Annotated in this window: 12 protein-coding genes; 3 read left to right on the plus strand and 9 right to left on the minus strand. The window is 60.1% G+C overall.

All coding sequences use genetic code 11. The annotated features are described in order from the left end of the window. Positions 1–69 precede the first annotated feature (69 nt). The 4 genes from M1B35_RS26475 to rpsU all read right to left on the minus strand — a co-directional run bounded on the left by M1B35_RS26475 (position 70) and on the right by rpsU (position 8,516). Positions 70–3,813, minus strand: coding sequence for a bifunctional diguanylate cyclase/phosphodiesterase (locus M1B35_RS26475; protein WP_268263538.1), 3,744 nt, complete (start codon positions 3,811–3,813; stop codon positions 70–72). 117 nt (positions 3,814–3,930) lie between these two features. Continuing rightward, entirely contained in the window at positions 3,931–5,778 is a 1,848-nt protein-coding gene (rpoD, locus tag M1B35_RS26480; protein ID WP_123327478.1) for an RNA polymerase sigma factor RpoD, read from the minus strand. 67 nt (positions 5,779–5,845) lie between these two features. Continuing rightward, complete coding sequence (gene dnaG, locus M1B35_RS26485) at positions 5,846–7,819, minus strand: DNA primase (RefSeq protein WP_123327477.1); 1,974 nt, start codon at positions 7,817–7,819, stop codon at positions 5,846–5,848. A 481-nt stretch (positions 7,820–8,300) separates the two neighbouring features. Beyond that, a complete protein-coding gene (rpsU, locus tag M1B35_RS26490) occupies positions 8,301–8,516 on the minus strand; it encodes a 30S ribosomal protein S21 (protein WP_002551877.1) in 216 nt (71 codons plus the stop codon). 200 nt (positions 8,517–8,716) lie between these two features. On the opposite strand from rpsU, the gene tsaD reads away from it, so the two are divergent. Beyond that, on the plus strand, positions 8,717–9,742 hold the full coding sequence (gene tsaD, locus M1B35_RS26495) for a tRNA (adenosine(37)-N6)-threonylcarbamoyltransferase complex transferase subunit TsaD (protein WP_123327476.1): 1,026 nt from the start codon (positions 8,717–8,719) through the stop codon (positions 9,740–9,742). Positions 9,743–9,787: 45 nt separating this feature from the next. On the opposite strand, the gene plsY is transcribed toward tsaD, so the two are convergent. After that, entirely contained in the window at positions 9,788–10,357 is a 570-nt protein-coding gene (gene plsY, locus M1B35_RS26500; RefSeq protein WP_123327475.1) for a glycerol-3-phosphate 1-O-acyltransferase PlsY, read from the minus strand. A gap of 74 nt (positions 10,358–10,431) precedes the next feature. Here plsY and folB point away from each other — a divergent pair, with 74 nt between their 5' ends. Continuing rightward, entirely contained in the window at positions 10,432–10,785 is a 354-nt protein-coding gene (gene folB / locus M1B35_RS26505) for a dihydroneopterin aldolase (protein ID WP_268263539.1), read from the plus strand. Then, positions 10,776–11,291, plus strand: a complete 516-nt coding sequence (folK, locus tag M1B35_RS26510; RefSeq protein WP_123327473.1) for a 2-amino-4-hydroxy-6-hydroxymethyldihydropteridine diphosphokinase — start codon at positions 10,776–10,778, stop codon at positions 11,289–11,291. Before folB ends, folK begins: the two co-directional genes overlap by 10 nt. Positions 11,292–11,337: 46 nt before the next feature. Here folK and M1B35_RS26515 read toward each other — a convergent pair whose 3' ends face one another. The 4 genes from M1B35_RS26515 to M1B35_RS26530 all read right to left on the minus strand — a co-directional run bounded on the left by M1B35_RS26515 (position 11,338) and on the right by M1B35_RS26530 (position 17,499). Beyond that, complete coding sequence (locus tag M1B35_RS26515; protein ID WP_268263540.1) at positions 11,338–12,567, minus strand: multifunctional CCA addition/repair protein; 1,230 nt, start codon at positions 12,565–12,567, stop codon at positions 11,338–11,340. A gap of 65 nt (positions 12,568–12,632) precedes the next feature. After that, positions 12,633–14,195 carry a SpoVR family protein gene (locus M1B35_RS26520; RefSeq protein ID WP_123327471.1) on the minus strand — a complete coding sequence of 521 codons (1,563 nt, stop codon included), beginning with the start codon at positions 14,193–14,195 and terminating at the stop codon, positions 12,633–12,635. Continuing rightward, on the minus strand, positions 14,192–15,463 hold the full coding sequence (locus tag M1B35_RS26525; RefSeq protein WP_123327470.1) for a YeaH/YhbH family protein: 1,272 nt from the start codon (positions 15,461–15,463) through the stop codon (positions 14,192–14,194). The genes M1B35_RS26520 and M1B35_RS26525 overlap by 4 nt, the downstream gene beginning before the upstream one ends. Before the next feature lie 113 nt (positions 15,464–15,576). Then, entirely contained in the window at positions 15,577–17,499 is a 1,923-nt protein-coding gene (locus M1B35_RS26530; RefSeq protein ID WP_123327469.1) for a PrkA family serine protein kinase, read from the minus strand. Positions 17,500–17,553 lie beyond the last annotated feature (54 nt).

Raw genomic sequence — 17,553 nt, forward strand, 5'->3', positions numbered from 1 at the left:
CCGTGGACCAAAGGATTATGAGTCCTCTGCTCTAACCAACTGAGCTATAGGCCCTCAGTAGGCGGCGGATTATAGCGATGGTTTCTCGGCTGTGCTATCCGAAAAGTTGGAAACCCGGGGGCGCAGGAAGGTGGCGCAGAACTCGTCGGCGCACAGGGGCAGGCTGACGATGTAGCCCTGGATCTGTTCGCAGCCTTCCTGGGCCAGGAAGGCTTGTTGTTCCAGGCTTTCCACGCCTTCGGCGATCACCGTGAATTGCATGCTGCGGCCCAGGGCGATGATGGCGCGGACGATCGCTGCGTCGTGGGGGTCGTCCGGCAGGCCACGGACAAAGGACTGATCGATTTTCAGGAAGTCCAGGGGCAGGCGCTTCAGGTAGCTCAGGGACGAGTAGCCGGTGCCGAAGTCATCGATGGCCAGTTGCACCCCCAGGTGTTTGAGCTGGTGCAGCACCTCCAGGGCTTCCTCGGCCTGGCTCATGATGAAGTTCTCGGTGATTTCCAGTTGCAGCACACCCGGCTTGAGGTGGTGGTCCTTGAGCAGTTGCTCGATGCGCCCCAGCAGGTTGGGCTGGCGCAGTTGGGCGCCGGCCAGGTTGACCGAGAGCGAGCCAAAACTCTCATGGCTGAGGTTCCAGGCGCTGACCTGGCGGCAGGCCTGCTCCAGCACCCAGTCGCCGATCAGTAGGATCATGCCGTTCTCTTCGGCCAGGGGAATGAAGTGTTCGGGGGGAACCACCCCGAAGGTCGGATGACGCCAGCGAATCAGCGCTTCGGCCCCAACCAGCTGTTGGTTGCTCAGGCTGATCTTGGGTTGGTAGTACAGGGACAATTCGTTGCGCTCGATGGCGCGGCGCAGTTCGTGTTCCAGGGCCACTCGTTCGCTGGCCTGGGCAGTGAGGTCGCGGGTATAGCGCTCCACGCGGTTGCGGCCCTTGGCCTTGGAGCGATACATGGCGGCATCGGCGTTCTTGACCAGGGTGGCGACGTCGCAGCCGTCCTTGGGGTACAGGCTGGAGCCGATGCTGGCGCTGATGAAAAACTCATGCTCGCCGGCCTGGAAGGGCGCGTTGAAGCAGTTCAACAGCTTGGTGGCGATATGGTCGGCATCGCTGGCTTGCTGCAGGCCGGGGAGGAGGATGATGAACTCGTCGCCGCCCAGGCGGGCCACGGTGTCGATGTCGCGCAACTGCTCTTTCAGGCGCACGGCAATGCCCTTGAGCAGCAGATCGCCCACCGGGTGGCCGAGGCTGTCATTGATGTGTTTGAAACGGTCGAGGTCGAGAAACAGCACGGCGCCTTGCCCGCCGTTTTCCTGCTGGTTGTTGAGGGCCGTCAGCAGTCGGCTTTCGAACAGGGTGCGATTGGGCAGGCCGGTCAACGGGTCGTGGTGGGCCTGGTAGTCGAGCCGCGCCTGGGCGTGTTTGAGGCTGGAGATGTCGGCGAACACCGCGACGAAGTGGGTGATGAAGCGGTCTTTGTTGCGCACGGCGTTGATGGTCAGCCAGCTGGGGTAGATCTCGCCATTCTTGCGTCTATTGGAAATCTCGCCCTGCCAATGGCCCTCAAGGGTCAACTGGTGCCACATGGCTGCGTAGAACGCGCTGTCATGCAGGCCGGACGCGAGCAGGCGCGGGGTATGGCCCAGGGCTTCGTTCTCGCTGTAGCCGGTGATCTCGCTGAAGGCTCGGTTTACCGCGCTGATGTGTTGCCGGGTGTCGGTGATCAGTACGCCTTCAGCCGTGCTTTCAAAAACCGTGGCGGCCTGTTGCAGGGTTTCTTGCATCAGTTGGCGCTCGGTAATGTCCCGGGCAATGGTCAGCATGCAGTCTTCGTCGCCGATCGGCAGGGGGCGGCTGGACAGTTCACAGAGGCGAATCTGCCCGTCGCTGCGGCGGATGTGGCAACTGAAGTCGCGGACAAAACCGTCGCGCTGCAGCAGGTCGAGCATCTGCTTGCGTTCGTTGAGGTTGACCCAGATACCCAGGTCCAGGGTCGAGCGATCCACGGACATGGCGTTGTTGAACCCGGTGATACGACTGAAACCTTCGTTGGCTTCGATCAGTAAGCCATCGCGCTGGCGGGTCAGCAGCAGGCCGTCTGGCGAGGCATGGAAGGCTTTGGCGAACTTCTCTTCCGAGGTCTGCAACTGTTGCTGGGTCTCTTTGAGCTGGGTGATGTCGCGGACCACCACCACGATGGCCGGCGTGGTGTCGAGGTCGAAGGGCTCGGCGGAGATCAGGCCGGTGAACAATTGGCCGTTGTGCCGGCGAAAGGGCATCTCCAGATTGCGAATACTGCCGCCCTGCAGGCGCTGCAGCAATGACGGGCCCACCCCGTTGATCCCCCAGATATTCAGGCGGGTGGCGGTCTGGCCAATGACCTCTTCGGCGCTCAGGCCGATCTGCTCTTCAAACGCGTTGTTGACCTCCAGCAGGCAGCCGTCGGACAGGCGGGCAATCACCAGGATGTCTGGGCATTGCTGGAACACCGAGGCGAACTTTTGCTCCGAAAGGCGCAGGGCTTCCTCGGTGCGCTTGGCCTCGCTGATATCAATCATCAGCCCGCGCATGATCGGCTCGTGGCCGTGTTCGATCAGGCTGACGATGTCGCGCACCCACAGGCAGCGGCCGTCGGCGGTGATCACCCGGTAGTCGAGGCTGTGATCGCGCCCGGCCAGCACCTCGTGGTCGCAGAATGCCTGGGCGCGGGTCAGGTCGGCGGGGTGGATGATGTTGCGCCAGAAGCCGGGCACCAGCCAATGGGACAGGGGATACCCCAGCAGGGCTTCGGCGTGGGGCGAAACGTAGCTGTAGGTGAAGTCGCTGATGCGCGCTTCCCAGGCAATTGCGGAAAGGCTCTCCACCAGGCCGCGATAGTGGTATTCGCTGCTGCGCAGTTCCTGCTCCAGGGCCACGCGCCGGGAGATTTCCGAGCTCAGGCGGCGATTGATGCGGATCACCACGGCCAGCACGGTGACCAGCAGCAGAAGCCCGGGCAGGCCGTAGATCAATACGTCCGACCAGAACGGGCGCTGATCGAGGACGCTGCCCACCCAGTGCTCCTGGATGGCGCTGATTTCTTCGGGGGTGAAGTCGGCGATGACCTTGTCGAGGATGCCCACCAGGACCTTGTTGTCCCGTGGAATGCCCATGGCCAGTTGATAGCGATAAGGCGTTTCGCCGCTGACGTAGAGCCCGTCAAGCTTGAGCTGTCGCAGGCTCCAGACGCTGGACGCGAGGTCACCGACGACCGCATCGACTTCGTCGGTGGCCAGCGCCTGCAACGCCGAACTGACGTTGGGCAATGCCACCAGGTTCAAGTCAGGGTGATGGGTGCGCAGCAGTTCGTGGGGCGCATAGTTCTCGACCACGGCAATCTTGAGCCCGTAAAGCTCCTTGAGGTTGCGGGGTTTCGCGCCGCCTTCATGGGCCAGGATGACAATCGGAAAATCCAGGTAGGGGCGGGTGAAGGAGAGATAGCGTTGCCGTTCCGGGGTCGACATGATGCCGGGCAAGAGGTCGAGTTGGCCTTTTTTGGCATCCTCAAGCACCTCTGTCCAACTGGCGGGCTCCACCGGTTTGAGCTTGATGGAGAGGCGATCCTCAATCAGGTTAACGTAGTCGGCGGCCAGGCCCTGGTAGCGGCCTTCCTCGTCGCGGTACTCAAAAGGCGGCCAAGACGCATCAACTCCCAGGCGTAGTTCAGGGTGGGCCGCGAGCCAGCTACGTTCTTCATCGGTGAGAGTCAGCGCGTCAGCTATTGCGGTCCAGGTGAGCAGCGACAGCAGGAGCATGGCCGACAGTCTGGGCATAACGATCTCGTTATGGCACGGGGAATGTTTCGAGTGTAGACGGGCATTTGCCGAGGGGAGGGCGCGCGTTTCAATCTGCGCAAAGCAAAACCCCCAGCAGGGCTGGGGGTTTTGGTATCACTCGTCGAGGAAGGAGCGCAGGTGCTCGCTTCGCGTCGGATGGCGCAGCTTGCGCAGCGCCTTGGCTTCGATCTGGCGGATCCGTTCACGGGTCACGTCGAACTGCTTACCGACTTCCTCAAGGGTGTGGTCGGTATTCATGTCGATGCCGAAGCGCATGCGCAGGACCTTGGCTTCACGTGCAGTGAGGCCGGAGAGGACTTCGCGAGTCGCTTCTTTCAAGCTCTCAACGGTGGCTACATCGATTGGCGACTGCATAGTCGAGTCTTCGATGAAGTCGCCCAGATGGGAGTCTTCGTCATCACCGATCGGGGTTTCCATGGAGATCGGCTCTTTAGCGATCTTCAATACCTTGCGGATCTTGTCCTCAGGCATTTCCATGCGTTCGCCCAGCTCTTCCGGGGTCGGTTCGCGACCCATTTCCTGCAACATCTGCCGGGAAATACGGTTGAGCTTGTTGATCGTCTCGATCATGTGCACCGGAATACGGATGGTGCGGGCCTGGTCGGCGATCGAGCGAGTGATCGCTTGACGGATCCACCAGGTGGCATAAGTCGAGAATTTGTAGCCGCGACGGTATTCGAACTTGTCTACCGCTTTCATCAGACCGATGTTGCCTTCCTGGATCAGATCGAGGAATTGCAGGCCACGGTTGGTGTACTTCTTGGCGATCGAGATCACCAGACGCAAGTTCGCTTCAACCATCTCTTTCTTCGCGCGGCGGGCCTTGGCCTCACCGATCGACATGCGACGGTTGATGTCCTTGATCTCGGCAATCGTCAGGCCGGTCTCGGTTTCGAGCGCGGTCAGCTTTTGCTGGCAACGAGCGATATCCGGCTGCAGACGAGCAATGGCTTCGGCGTATTTTGCTTTGCCTTTGGCCAGTGCATCGGTCCAGCTTTCGTCGACTTCATTGCCCGGGAACTGGCGCAGGAAGTCGGCACGCGGCATACGAGCGTCACGCACACACAGCTGCATGATGGCGCGCTCTTGCTGACGCAGGCGATCCAGGGCACTGCGCACGCGTTCAACCAGGCCTTCGAATTGCTTCGGTACCAGCTTGATTGGCATGAACAGCTCAGCCAGGGCCAGCATCTCGGCAATAGCCTGCTTGTTGGCGCGACCGTGCTTCTTCAGCGCCTTGCGGGTGATTTCCATCTGGTCGGCAACGGCGCCAAAGCGCTGTGCTGCGATGACCGGATCGGGACCGCTTTCGGCTTCTTCTTCGTCGTCACTGGCTTCAGCTTCTTCGTCGTCGCTATCGTCGTCCGCTTTCGCGGTCTTGGTATCGACAGGCGGAGGTACTTCCGCAGCAGGTGGCGCAATGCCGTCGTCCGGGTCGATATAACCGCTCAGAACGTCGGACAGGCGGCCACCTTCGGTGGTGACGCGAGTGTATTCGGAGAGGATGTGATCAACCGTGCCAGGGAAGTGCGCAATTGCGCCCATCACTTCACGGATGCCCTCTTCGATACGCTTGGCGATTTCGATTTCGCCTTCACGTGTGAGCAGCTCTACCGTACCCATTTCGCGCATGTACATGCGCACTGGGTCGGTAGTGCGACCAATGTCGGTTTCCACGGCCGCCAACGCTGCAGCGGCTTCTTCAGCTGCTGCTTCGTCGGTGTCGGCTTCGGCCAACAAAAGGGCATCCGCATCCGGAGCACTCTCGAATACGTTGATCCCCATGTCGTTGATCATGCGGATGATGTCTTCCACCTGTTCCGGATCTGAAATATCCTCCGGCAGGTGGTCGTTGACCTCCGCGTAAGTCAGGTAACCCTGCTCACGTCCACGGCTGATCAACTCTTTGAGGCGAGACTGCTGTTGCGCTTTTCCGGACATAACACCCTATCCACTGAAGGTCTTGGCGGGCAAAAAACAAGCCGAGGATTATACCCGAGCTATGACCTCACGCGCCAGTTGAGGTCGGGTTTGATGCGGGAACATTGCGTTTTAAAAGCTCGAGTAGCTGGATTTTCTCTTCGCTACTCAGTTCGCTTTGACGCGATTTCCTGAGAAGTTGTTCCAAAACACGCTCGCGTTGACGAGCGGACAAGCTCTTAATGGTGTCGAAAAACTGTTGTTCAAGGTTATCGCCTTCAATCAGCCACTCCTTTTCCGCCAGCGCTGTCAGCAGATTCCCTTGTGGGGTGCCGTGCCAGCGCGCCATCAGTTGATGAATAGAGCGTAGCTTAGGATTTTTCTGTACAGCTTCGATCAGGGCCACCAGCAATTGCGTGTTGGTGTTGTCGTCATCGGCAAAATGCCCGGCATCTTCAACTTTTTCTGCAAGCGTCGGGTGATGCAGCAGTGTTCGCAGGGCTGACAGCGTCGGTGGCTCCACCGCTGCAGGCACTCGCGGGCCGCGAGGTTGATCGCGATCACCGTCCCGACGCTTGCCCTTGCCGTTCTTGTCCCAGGGTTTGTTGTCCCACTTCTTGCCGCCGCCACCCTTCTTGGGTGTCCATTCCTGCTGCGGCGCGTAGGCCTCCTGAGGTTGCTGGTAATCGCTGTAGTCGGGTATCCCGTCGTAGTCGATGCCGGCGTCGTAGAGGGGCGGCGGTTCCTGGGGAGCACTCTGCACCAACTGATTGACGGCTTCATTGTTGAGGCCGGTGATCTCGCTGAGGCGCTGGCGCATCAGCAGGCGCAGGTTGGCGCCCGGGACTTTTTCGATCAGCGGTGCCGCGAGGGTGGCCATGTGGGCCTTGCCTTCGAGGGAGCGCGGGTCCGATTCATCGATCAGTTGCTGGAAGAAGTAGTCCGCCAGGGGCTGGGCATGCTGATTGATCCGGGCGCGGAAAGCATCGGTGCCTTCGGAGCGAACCAAGGTGTCCGGGTCTTCGCCTTCCGGGAGGAACAGGAAGCGTGCGCGACGTCCGTCCTGCAGGCACGGCAGCGCGGCTTCCAGGGCGCGCCAGGCCGCCTTGCGTCCAGCCTGGTCGCCGTCAAAGCAGAACAGCACGTTGGGCACAATGCGGAACAGGCGCTTGAGGTGTTCTTCGCTGGTTGCCGTGCCCAGGGTCGCGACGGCGTTGCGCAGGCCTTGCTGGGCCAGGGCAATGACGTCCATGTAGCCTTCGACGACGATGATTTCATCGAGGTTGCGGTTGTTCTTGCGGGCTTCGAACAGCCCGTAGAGTTCCTGGCCCTTATGGAAGACTGGGGTTTCCGGGGAGTTCAGGTACTTGGGCTTGTCGTCCCCCAGTACCCGGCCGCCGAAGGCGATGATGCGTCCACGGCTGTCGCGGATCGGGAACATGACGCGGTCGCGGAAGCGGTCATAGCGCTTGCCGGTTTCGGCGTTCTCGATCAGTAGACCGGCATCGATCATGGCTTTCTGCTGCAGGGTGTCGCTGCTCAGGTGTTTGAACAAGTTGTCCCAGCCAGGTGGTGCAAAGCCGAGGCCGAAGTCCCGGGCGATTTCGCCGGTCAGGCCGCGGCCCTTGAGGTAATCCACTGCGGCTTTGCGTGCCGGGTGGCTTTTCAGGGCCTGGCGATAAAAGTCGGCGGCGGCGGTGAGCAGCGGGTACAGCGGCGAGTCGGTGGGCTGGCGCGGTTTGCGTTGTGCGCGGCCGCTCTCTTCGCGAGGGATCTCCATGCCGGCGGCTTTGGCCAGCTCCTCGACAGCCTGGGGGAAGTCCAGGTTGTCGTGGTCCATGATAAAACCCAGGGCGTTGCCGCCGGCGCCGCAGCCGAAACAGTAGTAGAACTGCTTGTCGGGGCTGACGCTGAAGGAGGGGGTTTTCTCTTTGTGGAATGGGCAGCAGGCGGTGTAGTTCTTGCCGGCTTTTTTGATTTGCAGGCGCGAGCTGACGACATCGACGATGTCGGTGCGGTTCAGGAGGTCGTCAATAAAGCTCTGGGGAATTAGCCCGGCCATGGCGTTCTCATCATCACTGCGCGGAAATTGGACCTAAACGAGGGCGGCGAACATTCAGGGAATACGAAGCACAGAAAATGCCTGGCTCGACCCATTGCTGCCGGTTTGATCGTTGTCGGAAAGTCTATCTGTCGAAGGTTCACTGACGTTAGTTCCAATCAGTAATCGACGATTTGAAGATGTTGCCCTGAGTCCGGCAGCGGCCAATGACAGGCCTCGGATAGCTCATAAGCGGGCGCGCGAAGAGTGGCGCCTTGGGCTGATCGTCTGTAGGAAATCAGAAAAGGTGTGCTCGTCAGTAGCCTTGGAAGGCTCGTCAGAAGAGACGTGCACCGCTGGCAGTAGCCAGGTCTGACGTGTGAAGCAGGTTGTCTTGGTCGCGTGTGCGGCTTTGACAGTGAAGCATCAAGCGTTGTCCGCAAATGCCATTAGCCCGGCTGAGGGCCGGGCTTGGCAGAAGCTTGCAGCGAACGTCTGTGTATTAGTACAGACGTACGGCGCGGCGCTGTTCGCGCTGAACTTTCTTGGCGTGACGCTTAACAGCAGCAGCTGCCTTGCGCTTACGCTCAGAAGTCGGCTTCTCGTAAAATTCGCGGCTACGAACTTCAGCCAGAACACCGGCTTTTTCGCAGGAGCGCTTGAAACGACGCAGAGCTACGTCGAAGGGTTCGTTCTCTTTAACTTTGACGGCTGGCATCCAGAGCTACCTTCATTCATTACCGGGGTCAACGTTCTCGTCGCAAAAATCGCGGCTGAGGTCGTCGGTTTTTAAGGGTTGCGGATGTTAACCCCTCAACGCTCGGAATGCAAAGCCTCTGATCGAAAACCGCTGGTCGGGGGCAGGAGTGGCGACTATTATGCGCGCCTTCGAATTCAGCCTCTACAAGGCGCAAACCCATGCTAGTACTGGGATTAGAAACCTCCTGCGACGAAACCGGCGTCGCGCTTTACGACAGTGAACGCGGCCTGCTGGCCGATGCGCTGTTTAGCCAGATCGACCTGCACCGTGCCTATGGCGGCGTGGTGCCGGAGCTGGCCTCACGTGACCACGTCAAGCGCATGCTGCCGTTGATCCGCCAGGTTCTGGCCGAGGCCGACTGCGTGCCTACCGAGATCGACGCCATCGCCTACACGGCGGGTCCGGGCCTGGTCGGTGCCTTGCTGGTGGGCGCTTCTTGCGCCCAGGCGCTGGCCTTTGCCTGGGGCATTCCTGCCCTGGGTGTGCACCACATGGAGGGCCACTTGCTGGCGCCGATGCTGGAGGCGCAACCGCCTGAGTTTCCGTTCGTCGCTTTGTTGGTGTCGGGTGGTCATACCCAACTGGTTCGGGTCGATGGCATCGGCCAATACGAGCTGTTGGGCGAGTCCCTGGATGATGCCGCCGGCGAAGCGTTCGACAAGACTGCAAAGATGATGGGCCTAAATTATCCGGGTGGCCCGGAGATCGCGCGCTTGGCCGTGCAAGGTGTGGCGGGGCGTTTCGTATTCCCGCGGCCGATGACCGATCGTCCGGGCCTGGAGTTCAGCTTCAGCGGTTTGAAAACCTCTGCCCTGAACACCTGGCAGCAGTGCGTCAGCGCTGGAGACGACAGCGAGCAAACCCGTTGCGACATCGCCCTCGCGTTCCAGCAGGCGGTGGTGGACACTTTGACCGTCAAGTGCAAGCGCGCCTTGAAGCAGACCGGGCTGAAAAGCCTGGTCATTGCCGGTGGTGTGAGTGCCAACAAGGCGTTGCGCGTGTCCCTGGAGAAAATGCTCGGGGATATGAAGGGCCAGGTGTTCTACGCTCGTCCTGAGTTCTGTACCGATAATGGCGCGATGATCGCCTTTGCCGGTTGCCAGCGCTTGCTGGCCGGGCAGCAGGAAAGCCTGGCCATCAGCGTGCAGGCGCGTTGGCCGATGGAGCAATTGTCAGCGCTGTGAGCGGATTGCCGCCGGATAAAGGTGAAACCGGCTCATCAACGAGATTCAAAAATGCCGTTCGCGCCCGGCAAACAGGTCGCGTAAATTGCCCCGGTGGCGCCAGACGATCAGCAGTGTAAGCACGCTCATCGGCAATAGCGCTTCCGGCTCCTGCCAGGCCAACAGCGGCAAGGTCAGGGGCGTGGCGATCAGCGCAGCCAGGGAGCTGGTGCGGGTGAGGTAGAAGGTCAGCAGCCAGGCGGCAATGGCCAGCAGCGCGGCTGGCGGGTAAAGCCCCAGCAGCATGCCGGCAGCGGTGGCGACACCTTTGCCGCCGCGAAAGCGAAAGTACACCGGGAACAGGTGGCCGAGTACGGCGCACAGGCCGATCCAGGCCTGTTGTTGCAGGGAAAGCCCGGCCAGGCTGGCGATCAGGACAGGGAGCAATCCCTTGCACAGATCGCCGAGCAAGGTCAGTACGGCGAGCTTCTTGCCGGCCAGGCGCAGCATGTTGGTGGCGCCGGCATTACCGGAGCCACTCATTCGCGGATCCGGATGACCGGTCAGGCGGCTGAGCAAAATGGCGAAGGACAGAGAGCCGAGCAGGTAGGCGAGGATCGCCAGTAACCAAAACATGCTAACTATTCCGGGCGAGGACGCCCTGATTCTAACGGCGCATTGCGCCCTTGTCGTGCTGCGGAGAAGAGTGCTTGGACAGAGTGTTTATCGAAGGCCTGGAAGTCGACACGGTGATCGGTGCCTACGACTGGGAACGCGGGATTACCCAGTGCCTGCGCCTGGATCTGAGCTTTGCCTGGGACAATCGCCCAGCGGCGGCGGGCGATGATCTGACCCTGGCCCTCGACTACGCCAGCGTGTCTTCGCGCATCCAGGCCTTTGCCGAGCAGGCGAAATTTCAGTTGGTGGAAACCTTTGCCGAGCGTCTCGCTGAAGTGTTGATGAGCGAATTCCAGATCCCCTGGTTGCATTTGAAGCTGACCAAGCCTGGCGCCGTGCCGGCCGCCCGCGGCGTTGGCGTGGAGATCGAGCGCGGATGTCGCTAACTCAGGTTTTTCTGGGGCTCGGTAGCAATATCGAGCGCGAAACCCATCTGCGGGCGGGGCTCGATGCCCTGGCGGATTTTTTGCTGGATTTGCGTTGCTCGGCGGTGTTCGAGAGCCAGCCGGTGGGGATCAAGAGCGGCCCGTTCTTCAATCTGGTGGTCTCAGCGCAGACCGACTTGCCGTTGATGGAGCTGGATCGCCGCTTGAAGTTCATCGAGGCGGACAACGGGCGTTATGCGCCTGAACGCAAAGGCTTGCCGCTGGATATCGACGTGCTTCTGTATGGCGATCTGGTTGGCAACTTTGACGGGTTGATCCTGCCCAGGGCCGAAATTCTCAAGAATGCCTTTGTGCTCTGGCCTTTGTCGTTAATGGCGCCTGAGCGCGTGCATCCGCTGGCCGGTAAGCGCCTTGATGCGCTTTGGCGCGACGCCCAGATCGATCAGGTACTGGCGCCGGTAGCGTTCGAGTGGCGTGGCCAGCAATTGACGCCACCCGGTCTCTGACGGCCTTTCGCGAGCAAGCTCGGGAGCCCGCCTGCTCGCGGGTTGCTCAAGGTGTGTGCTGTTCCTTGTAGGTCTTTAGCGCGTTCAAGCGCTCGCGCTTCAGCGCCTCCCCCAATGCCGGCCCTTTGAATCCCTGTTCCAGCAATGGCTGAACCGCCACGGCGCGTGCGGCGCTGGCTGCGCCCCTGAGGTAGTCGGCTTGAGGGTAGGGGCGCGACTCCAGGCCCAGACGCCCCCGTGCATCCATTTCACACGCGGCGATGAACTCGTCGAAACGTTGCGGGCGGCGATACACGTCGAAGCTTTGCAGCAGTGCCAGCAGGGTCGATGCCCTCAGCTCAAAAGCACGATGGCTGTGGGTGTGGTACTCGCCCACCAGCAACGCCAGCTCCTGGCAATCCCGAGGGACCTTGAAGCGCTGGTTCACCGCTTCGATCAGTTTCAGCCCTGTGTGTTCATGCTCAAGGTGCCGAGGCCATTGGTCTTCTGGGGTCAGGCCCTTGCCCAGGTCGTGGAGCAGGCAAGCCCAGCGCACGGTGAGCGGCTGTTGGTGCAGGGCTGCTTGTTGCACAACGCTGAGGGTGTGTACGCCACAGTCGATCTCCGGGTGGTGGATCGGCGGTTGGGGCACGCCGAACAGGGCATCTACTTCCGGCATCAGGACCTTGAGTGCGGCGCAATCACGCAGCACCTGGATAAACACCTGTGGCTGCTTCTCCATGAGAGCACGGGAGATTTCTTTCCAGCTGCGCTCGGGCGTCAGGGCCTCCAACTCGCCAGACTCACTGAGCTGGCGCATCAGTTCCAGGGTTTCTTGGGCCACTGAAAAACCAAGCCCGGCGTAGCGAGCGGCAAAACGGGCGACCCGCAGGACTCGCAGGGGATCTTCGGCGAATGCCGGGGAAACATGGCGCAGGATACGGTCTTTCAGGTCCTTTTGACCGTGATAAGGATCGGTCAGGTTGCCCTGGTCATCTTCCGCCATGGCGTTGATCGTCAGGTCGCGGCGGATCAGGTCCTCTTCAAGGGTGACCTCGGGGCTGGCGTGAAAGGTGAATCCGCCGTAGCCGCGCCCGCTCTTGCGCTCGGTGCGGGCCAGGGCATATTCCTCGCCGCTCTTGGGGTGAAGGAATACCGGGAAATCAGCACCCACGGGACGAAAGCCCTGGGCGAGCATCTCTTCGCTGGTAGCGCCCACCACGACCCAGTCGATATCAGTGACCGGCTCGCCCAGCAGGCGATCGCGCACTGCGCCGCCGACCTTGTAAATCTGCATAAAAAACCTCCGTTAGCGCGACAGAATAACCCTTGTGCCGCGCTAGCGGAGGTTTGATCACGGCTTCAAAGGTGGATGACAGCCAGGTCCAGACGGCCGTAATCGCCTTCGTTGTGATCGCTGCGGGGCGGTACGTGATGGGTTTTGGTCACTTGGTCGCCTTGCAGGGTTTCCAGGTGAATATCGAAGCCCCACAACCGGTGCAGGTGCTTGAGCACTTCGTCGGTGGAGTCACCGAGGGGTTTGCGGTCGTGTTGTTGGTGGCGCAGGGTCAGCGAGCGGTCGCCACGGCGGTCGATGCTCCATATCTGCACGTTGGGTTCGCGGTTGCCCAGGTTGTACTGCGCGGCCAGGGTTTCGCGAATGATCCGATAACCGCCCTCATCGTGAATGGCGGGCACCAGCAAGTCGTCTTTCTGGTCGTCATCCATGATGCTGAACAGCTTGAGGTCGCGGATCACCTTGGGCGAGAGGTACTGCAGGATGAAGCTCTCGTCCTTGAAACTGCTCATGGCGAACTTGATGCTCGACAACCAGTCGGTCCCGGCCAGGTCCGGGAACCAGTGGCGGTCTTCATCCGTGGGGTTTTCGCACATACGGCGAATATCCCGGTACATGGCAAAGCCCAAGGCGTAGGGGTTGATACCGCTGTAGTAAGGGCTGTCGAAGCCTGGCTGGAACACCACGCTGGTGTGGGATGTGAGGAACTCCATCATGAAGCCGTCGGTGACCAGGCCTTCGTCGTACAGGTCGTTCATCAGCGTGTAATGCCAGAAGGTCGCCCAGCCTTCGTTCATCACCTGGGTCTGGCGTTGCGGGTAGAAATACTGGGCGATCTTGCGCACGATGCGCACGATTTCCCGCTGCCAGGGTTCCAGCAACGGCGCGTGTTTTTCGATGAAATAGAGGATGTTTTCCTGAGGTTCGGCGGGGAAGCGCGCATTGTCCTTGTCGCTGTATTTGTCCGCCCCTTTGGGGATGGTGCGCCACAGGTCATTGATCTGTTTCTGCAGGTGCTCTTCACGGTCTTTCTGCCGGCGCCGTTCCTCTTCGGCGGAGATCGGGTAGGGACGCTTGTAGCGGTCCACGCCGTAGTTCATCAGGGCGTGGCAGGAATCCAGGAGGTCTTCCACCGCATCGATGCCGTGGCGCTCTTCGCACTGCATGATGTACTGCTTGGCGAACACCAGGTAATCGATGATTGAACTGGCGTCGGTCCAGGTACGGAACAGGTAGTTGCCCTTGAAGAAGCTGTTATGGCCGTAGCAGGCGTGGGCCACCACCAAGGCCTGCATGCAGATGGTGTTCTCTTCCATCAGGTAGGCGATGCAGGGGTCGGAGTTGATGACGATTTCATAGGCCAGGCCCATCTGGCCGCGGCTGTAGGACTTTTCAGTGCTGAGGAAATGTTTGCCGTAGGACCAATGGTGATAACCCAATGGCATGCCCACCGAGGCGTACGCATCCATCATCTGCTCGGCGGTGATCACTTCGATCTGGTTGGGGTAGGTGTCCAGGGCATAGCGGGCCGCGATACGGCTGATTTCGCGGTCGTAGGCCTGGATCAGCTCGAACGTCCATTCCGAGCCGGTGGAGATAGGTTGGCGTTTCTGCTCTCTGGCGGTCATGTCACTAACCTGCGCTGGAAGAGTTCACGGAAGACCGGATAGATATCTCCGGCCGAGACCAGTTGCTGTTGTGCGAAGGTGTCGGAGAAGGCGTCAGCGATGCGCTCGTATTCGAACCACAGCGCCTGGTGTTCGCGGGGGGTGATTTCCACGTAGGTGTAGTACTGCACGAACGGCATGATCTGATTGATCAGGATGTCGCGGCAGATCGGTGAGTCGTCGTTCCAGTTGTCGCCGTCGGAGGCCTGGGCGGCATAGATGTTCCATTCATTGCTCGGGTAGCGCTCGGCCATGATCTCCTGCATCAGCTTCAGGGCGCTGGAGACGATGGTGCCGCCGGTTTCCCGGGAGTAGAAGAACTCTTCCTCATCCACTTCGCGGGCGCTGGTGTGGTGGCGGATAAAGACCACATCGATCTTGTCGTAGTTGCGCTTGAGGAACAGGTACAAAAGGATGAAGAAGCGCTTGGCAATGTCCTTGGTGGCCTGGGTCATGGAGCCGGAAACGTCCATCAGGCAAAACATCACCGCCTTGGAGCTGGGGTTGGGCTGCTTGATCAGCAGGTTGTACTTGAGGTCGAAAGTGTCGAGGAAGGGCACCCGGTGAATCCGCGCACTCAAACGCTCGATTTCGGTTTCCAGTTCCTGGATATCGCCGAAGTTGTCCGGCTCTTCCCGTTTCAGCCGCGCCAGTTCCTCCTTGGCCTCGCGCAATTTGGCCCGGCTGCTGCCTGACAGGGCGATACGCCGGGCATGGGCCGAGCGCAGGGTGCGAATGATGTTGATACGTGACGGGTTGCCTTCGTTGCTGATGCCCGCGCGCACGGTCTTGAAGGTGTCGGTGCCGGTCAGGTTGCGTTTGACCAGGTTGGGCAGCTCCAAGTCCTCGAACATGAACTCCAGGAACTCTTCCTGGGTGATCTGGAACACGAACTCATCCATGCCCTCGCCGGAGTTACCGGCCTTGCCGCGGCCCCCGCCGCCGCCTCCACCCTGAGGCCGGGCGATGTGTTCGCCGGCGGTAAATTCCTTGTTGCCCGGGTGCACGACGGTCTGTTTGCCACCGCGGCCATGATGCAGCACGGGTTCATCGATATCCCGGCCGGGAATGCTGATCTGTTCGCCGTGCTCCATGTCGGTGATGGAGCGGCGGCTGACGGCTTCTTCCACCGCCTTTTTGATGTGGTCACGGTAACGCCGGAGAAACCGCTGGCGGTTCACCGTGCTCTTGTTCTTGCCGTTCAGGCGTCGGTCGATCACGTAGCTCATGGGCCCCTCCGGGGAGCTTCAAGTCGTAAGCCACAAGCTGCAAGTAAGAGCCCGTTGACGGCGGGCTCAGTGGCTTTTTTCTTGCAGCTTGTCGCTAGAAGCTTGCCGCTGCTTCACTGCGATTTCCGGACCCGTAGGTACCATTCGGAAAGAAGCCGTACCTGTTTGTCGGTGTAGCCGCGTTCGACCATGCGTGTGACGAAGTCGTTGTGTTTTTGCTGATCCTCCTTGCTGGCCTTGGCGTTGAAGCTGATAACCGGCAGCAGGTCCTCGGTGTTGGAGAACATTTTCTTCTCGATGACCACCCGCAGTTTTTCGTAGCTGAGCCAGGTTGGGTTCTTGCCGTTGTTGTTGGCCCGGGCGCGCAGGACGAAATTGACGATCTCGTTGCGGAAATCTTTCGGGTTGCTGATGCCCGCCGGTTTTTCGATTTTCTCCAGTTCTTCGTTGAGCGCTACGCGGTTGAGGATTTCGCCGGTTTCCGGATCGCGGTATTCCTGATCCTGGATCCAGAAGTCCGCGTACAGCACGTAACGGTCAAAAATGTTCTGCCCGTACTCGCTGTAGGACTCAAGGTAAGCGGTCTGGATTTCCTTGCCGATGAACTCGATGTAGCGCGGCGCTAGGTATTCCTTGAGGAAGCGCAGGTAGCGCTCGCGGGTTTCCGCCTGGAACTGCTCCTGTTCAATCTGCTGTTCCAGCACATAGAGCAGGTGCACCGGGTTGGCTGCCACTTCATGGGGGTCGAAGTTGAAGACTTTCGACAGGATCTTGAACGCGAAGCGGGTCGAGAGGCCGTTCATGCCCTCATCGACGCCGGCACTGTCGCGGTACTCCTGGATCGACTTGGCCTTGGGGTCGGTGTCTTTGAGGTTTTCGCCGTCGTAGACCCGCATTTTCGAGTAGATATTCGAGTTTTCCGGTTCTTTGAGGCGCGACAGCACGGTGAACTGAGCCAGCATCTTCAGGGTGTCGGGCGCGCAGTGAGCCTTGGCCAGGGAGCTGTTGAACAACAGTTTGTCGTAGATCTTCACCTCGTCACTGACCCGCAGGCAGTACGGCACCTTGACGATGTAGATCCGGTCGATGAAGGCTTCGTTGTTCTTGTTGTTGCGGAAGGTGTGCCACTCGGATTCGTTGGAGTGGGCCAGCAGGATCCCGGTGAACGGAATCGCCCCCAAGCCCTCGGTGCTGTTGTAGTTGCCTTCCTGGGTGGCGGTCAGCAGTGGGTGCAGCACCTTGATCGGTGCCTTGAACATTTCGACGAATTCCATCAGGCCCTGGTTGGCCCGGCACAGCGCCCCCGAGTAGCTGTAGGCGTCGGCGTCGTTCTGTGGGAATTCCTCCAGTTTGCGGATATCGACCTTACCCACCAGGGCAGAGATGTCCTGGTTGTTTTCATCCCCGGGTTCGGTCTTGGCCACGGCAATCTGGTTGAGGATCGATGGGTAGAGCTTGACCACGCGGAACTGGCTGATATCACCGCCGAACTCGGCCAGGCGCTTGGTGGCCCACGGCGACATGATGGTGTTCAGATAGCGCCGGGGGATGCCGAAGTCCTCTTCGAGGATTGCGCCATCTTCTGTGGCGTTGAACAGCCCAAGAGGCGACTCGAAGACCGGAGAGCCCTTGATGGCGTAGAACGGCACCTTTTCGATCAGTTGTTTAAGCTTCTCGGCCAGGGACGACTTGCCGCCGCCTACGGGGCCCAGCAGATAGAGGATTTGTTTCTTCTCTTCCAGGCCCTGAGCGGCGTGGCGGAAGTAGGAGACGATCTGGTCGATGCATTCTTCCATTCCATGGAAGTCCTCAAAGGCCGGATAGCGGCGGATCACCTTGTTGGAGAAGATGCGTGACAGCCTCGAATTGGTCGAGGTGTCGAGCAGCTCGGGTTCGCCGATGGCCAGTAGCAGGCGTTCTGCGGCGGATACGTAAGCACTGCGATCCTTTTTGCAGAGCTCCAGGTATTCCTGCAGCGACAGCTCTTCCTGGCGTGTGGATTCGAAGCGTTGTTGGAAGTGGCTAAAAATACTCATGACGTCACCTCGCTCGATACGTGGAGCCGACGTCGGATCAGTCAGTCAAGTGCT

The organism is Pseudomonas morbosilactucae, from assembly GCF_023241665.1.
Classification (GTDB): domain Bacteria; phylum Pseudomonadota; class Gammaproteobacteria; order Pseudomonadales; family Pseudomonadaceae; genus Aquipseudomonas; species Aquipseudomonas morbosilactucae.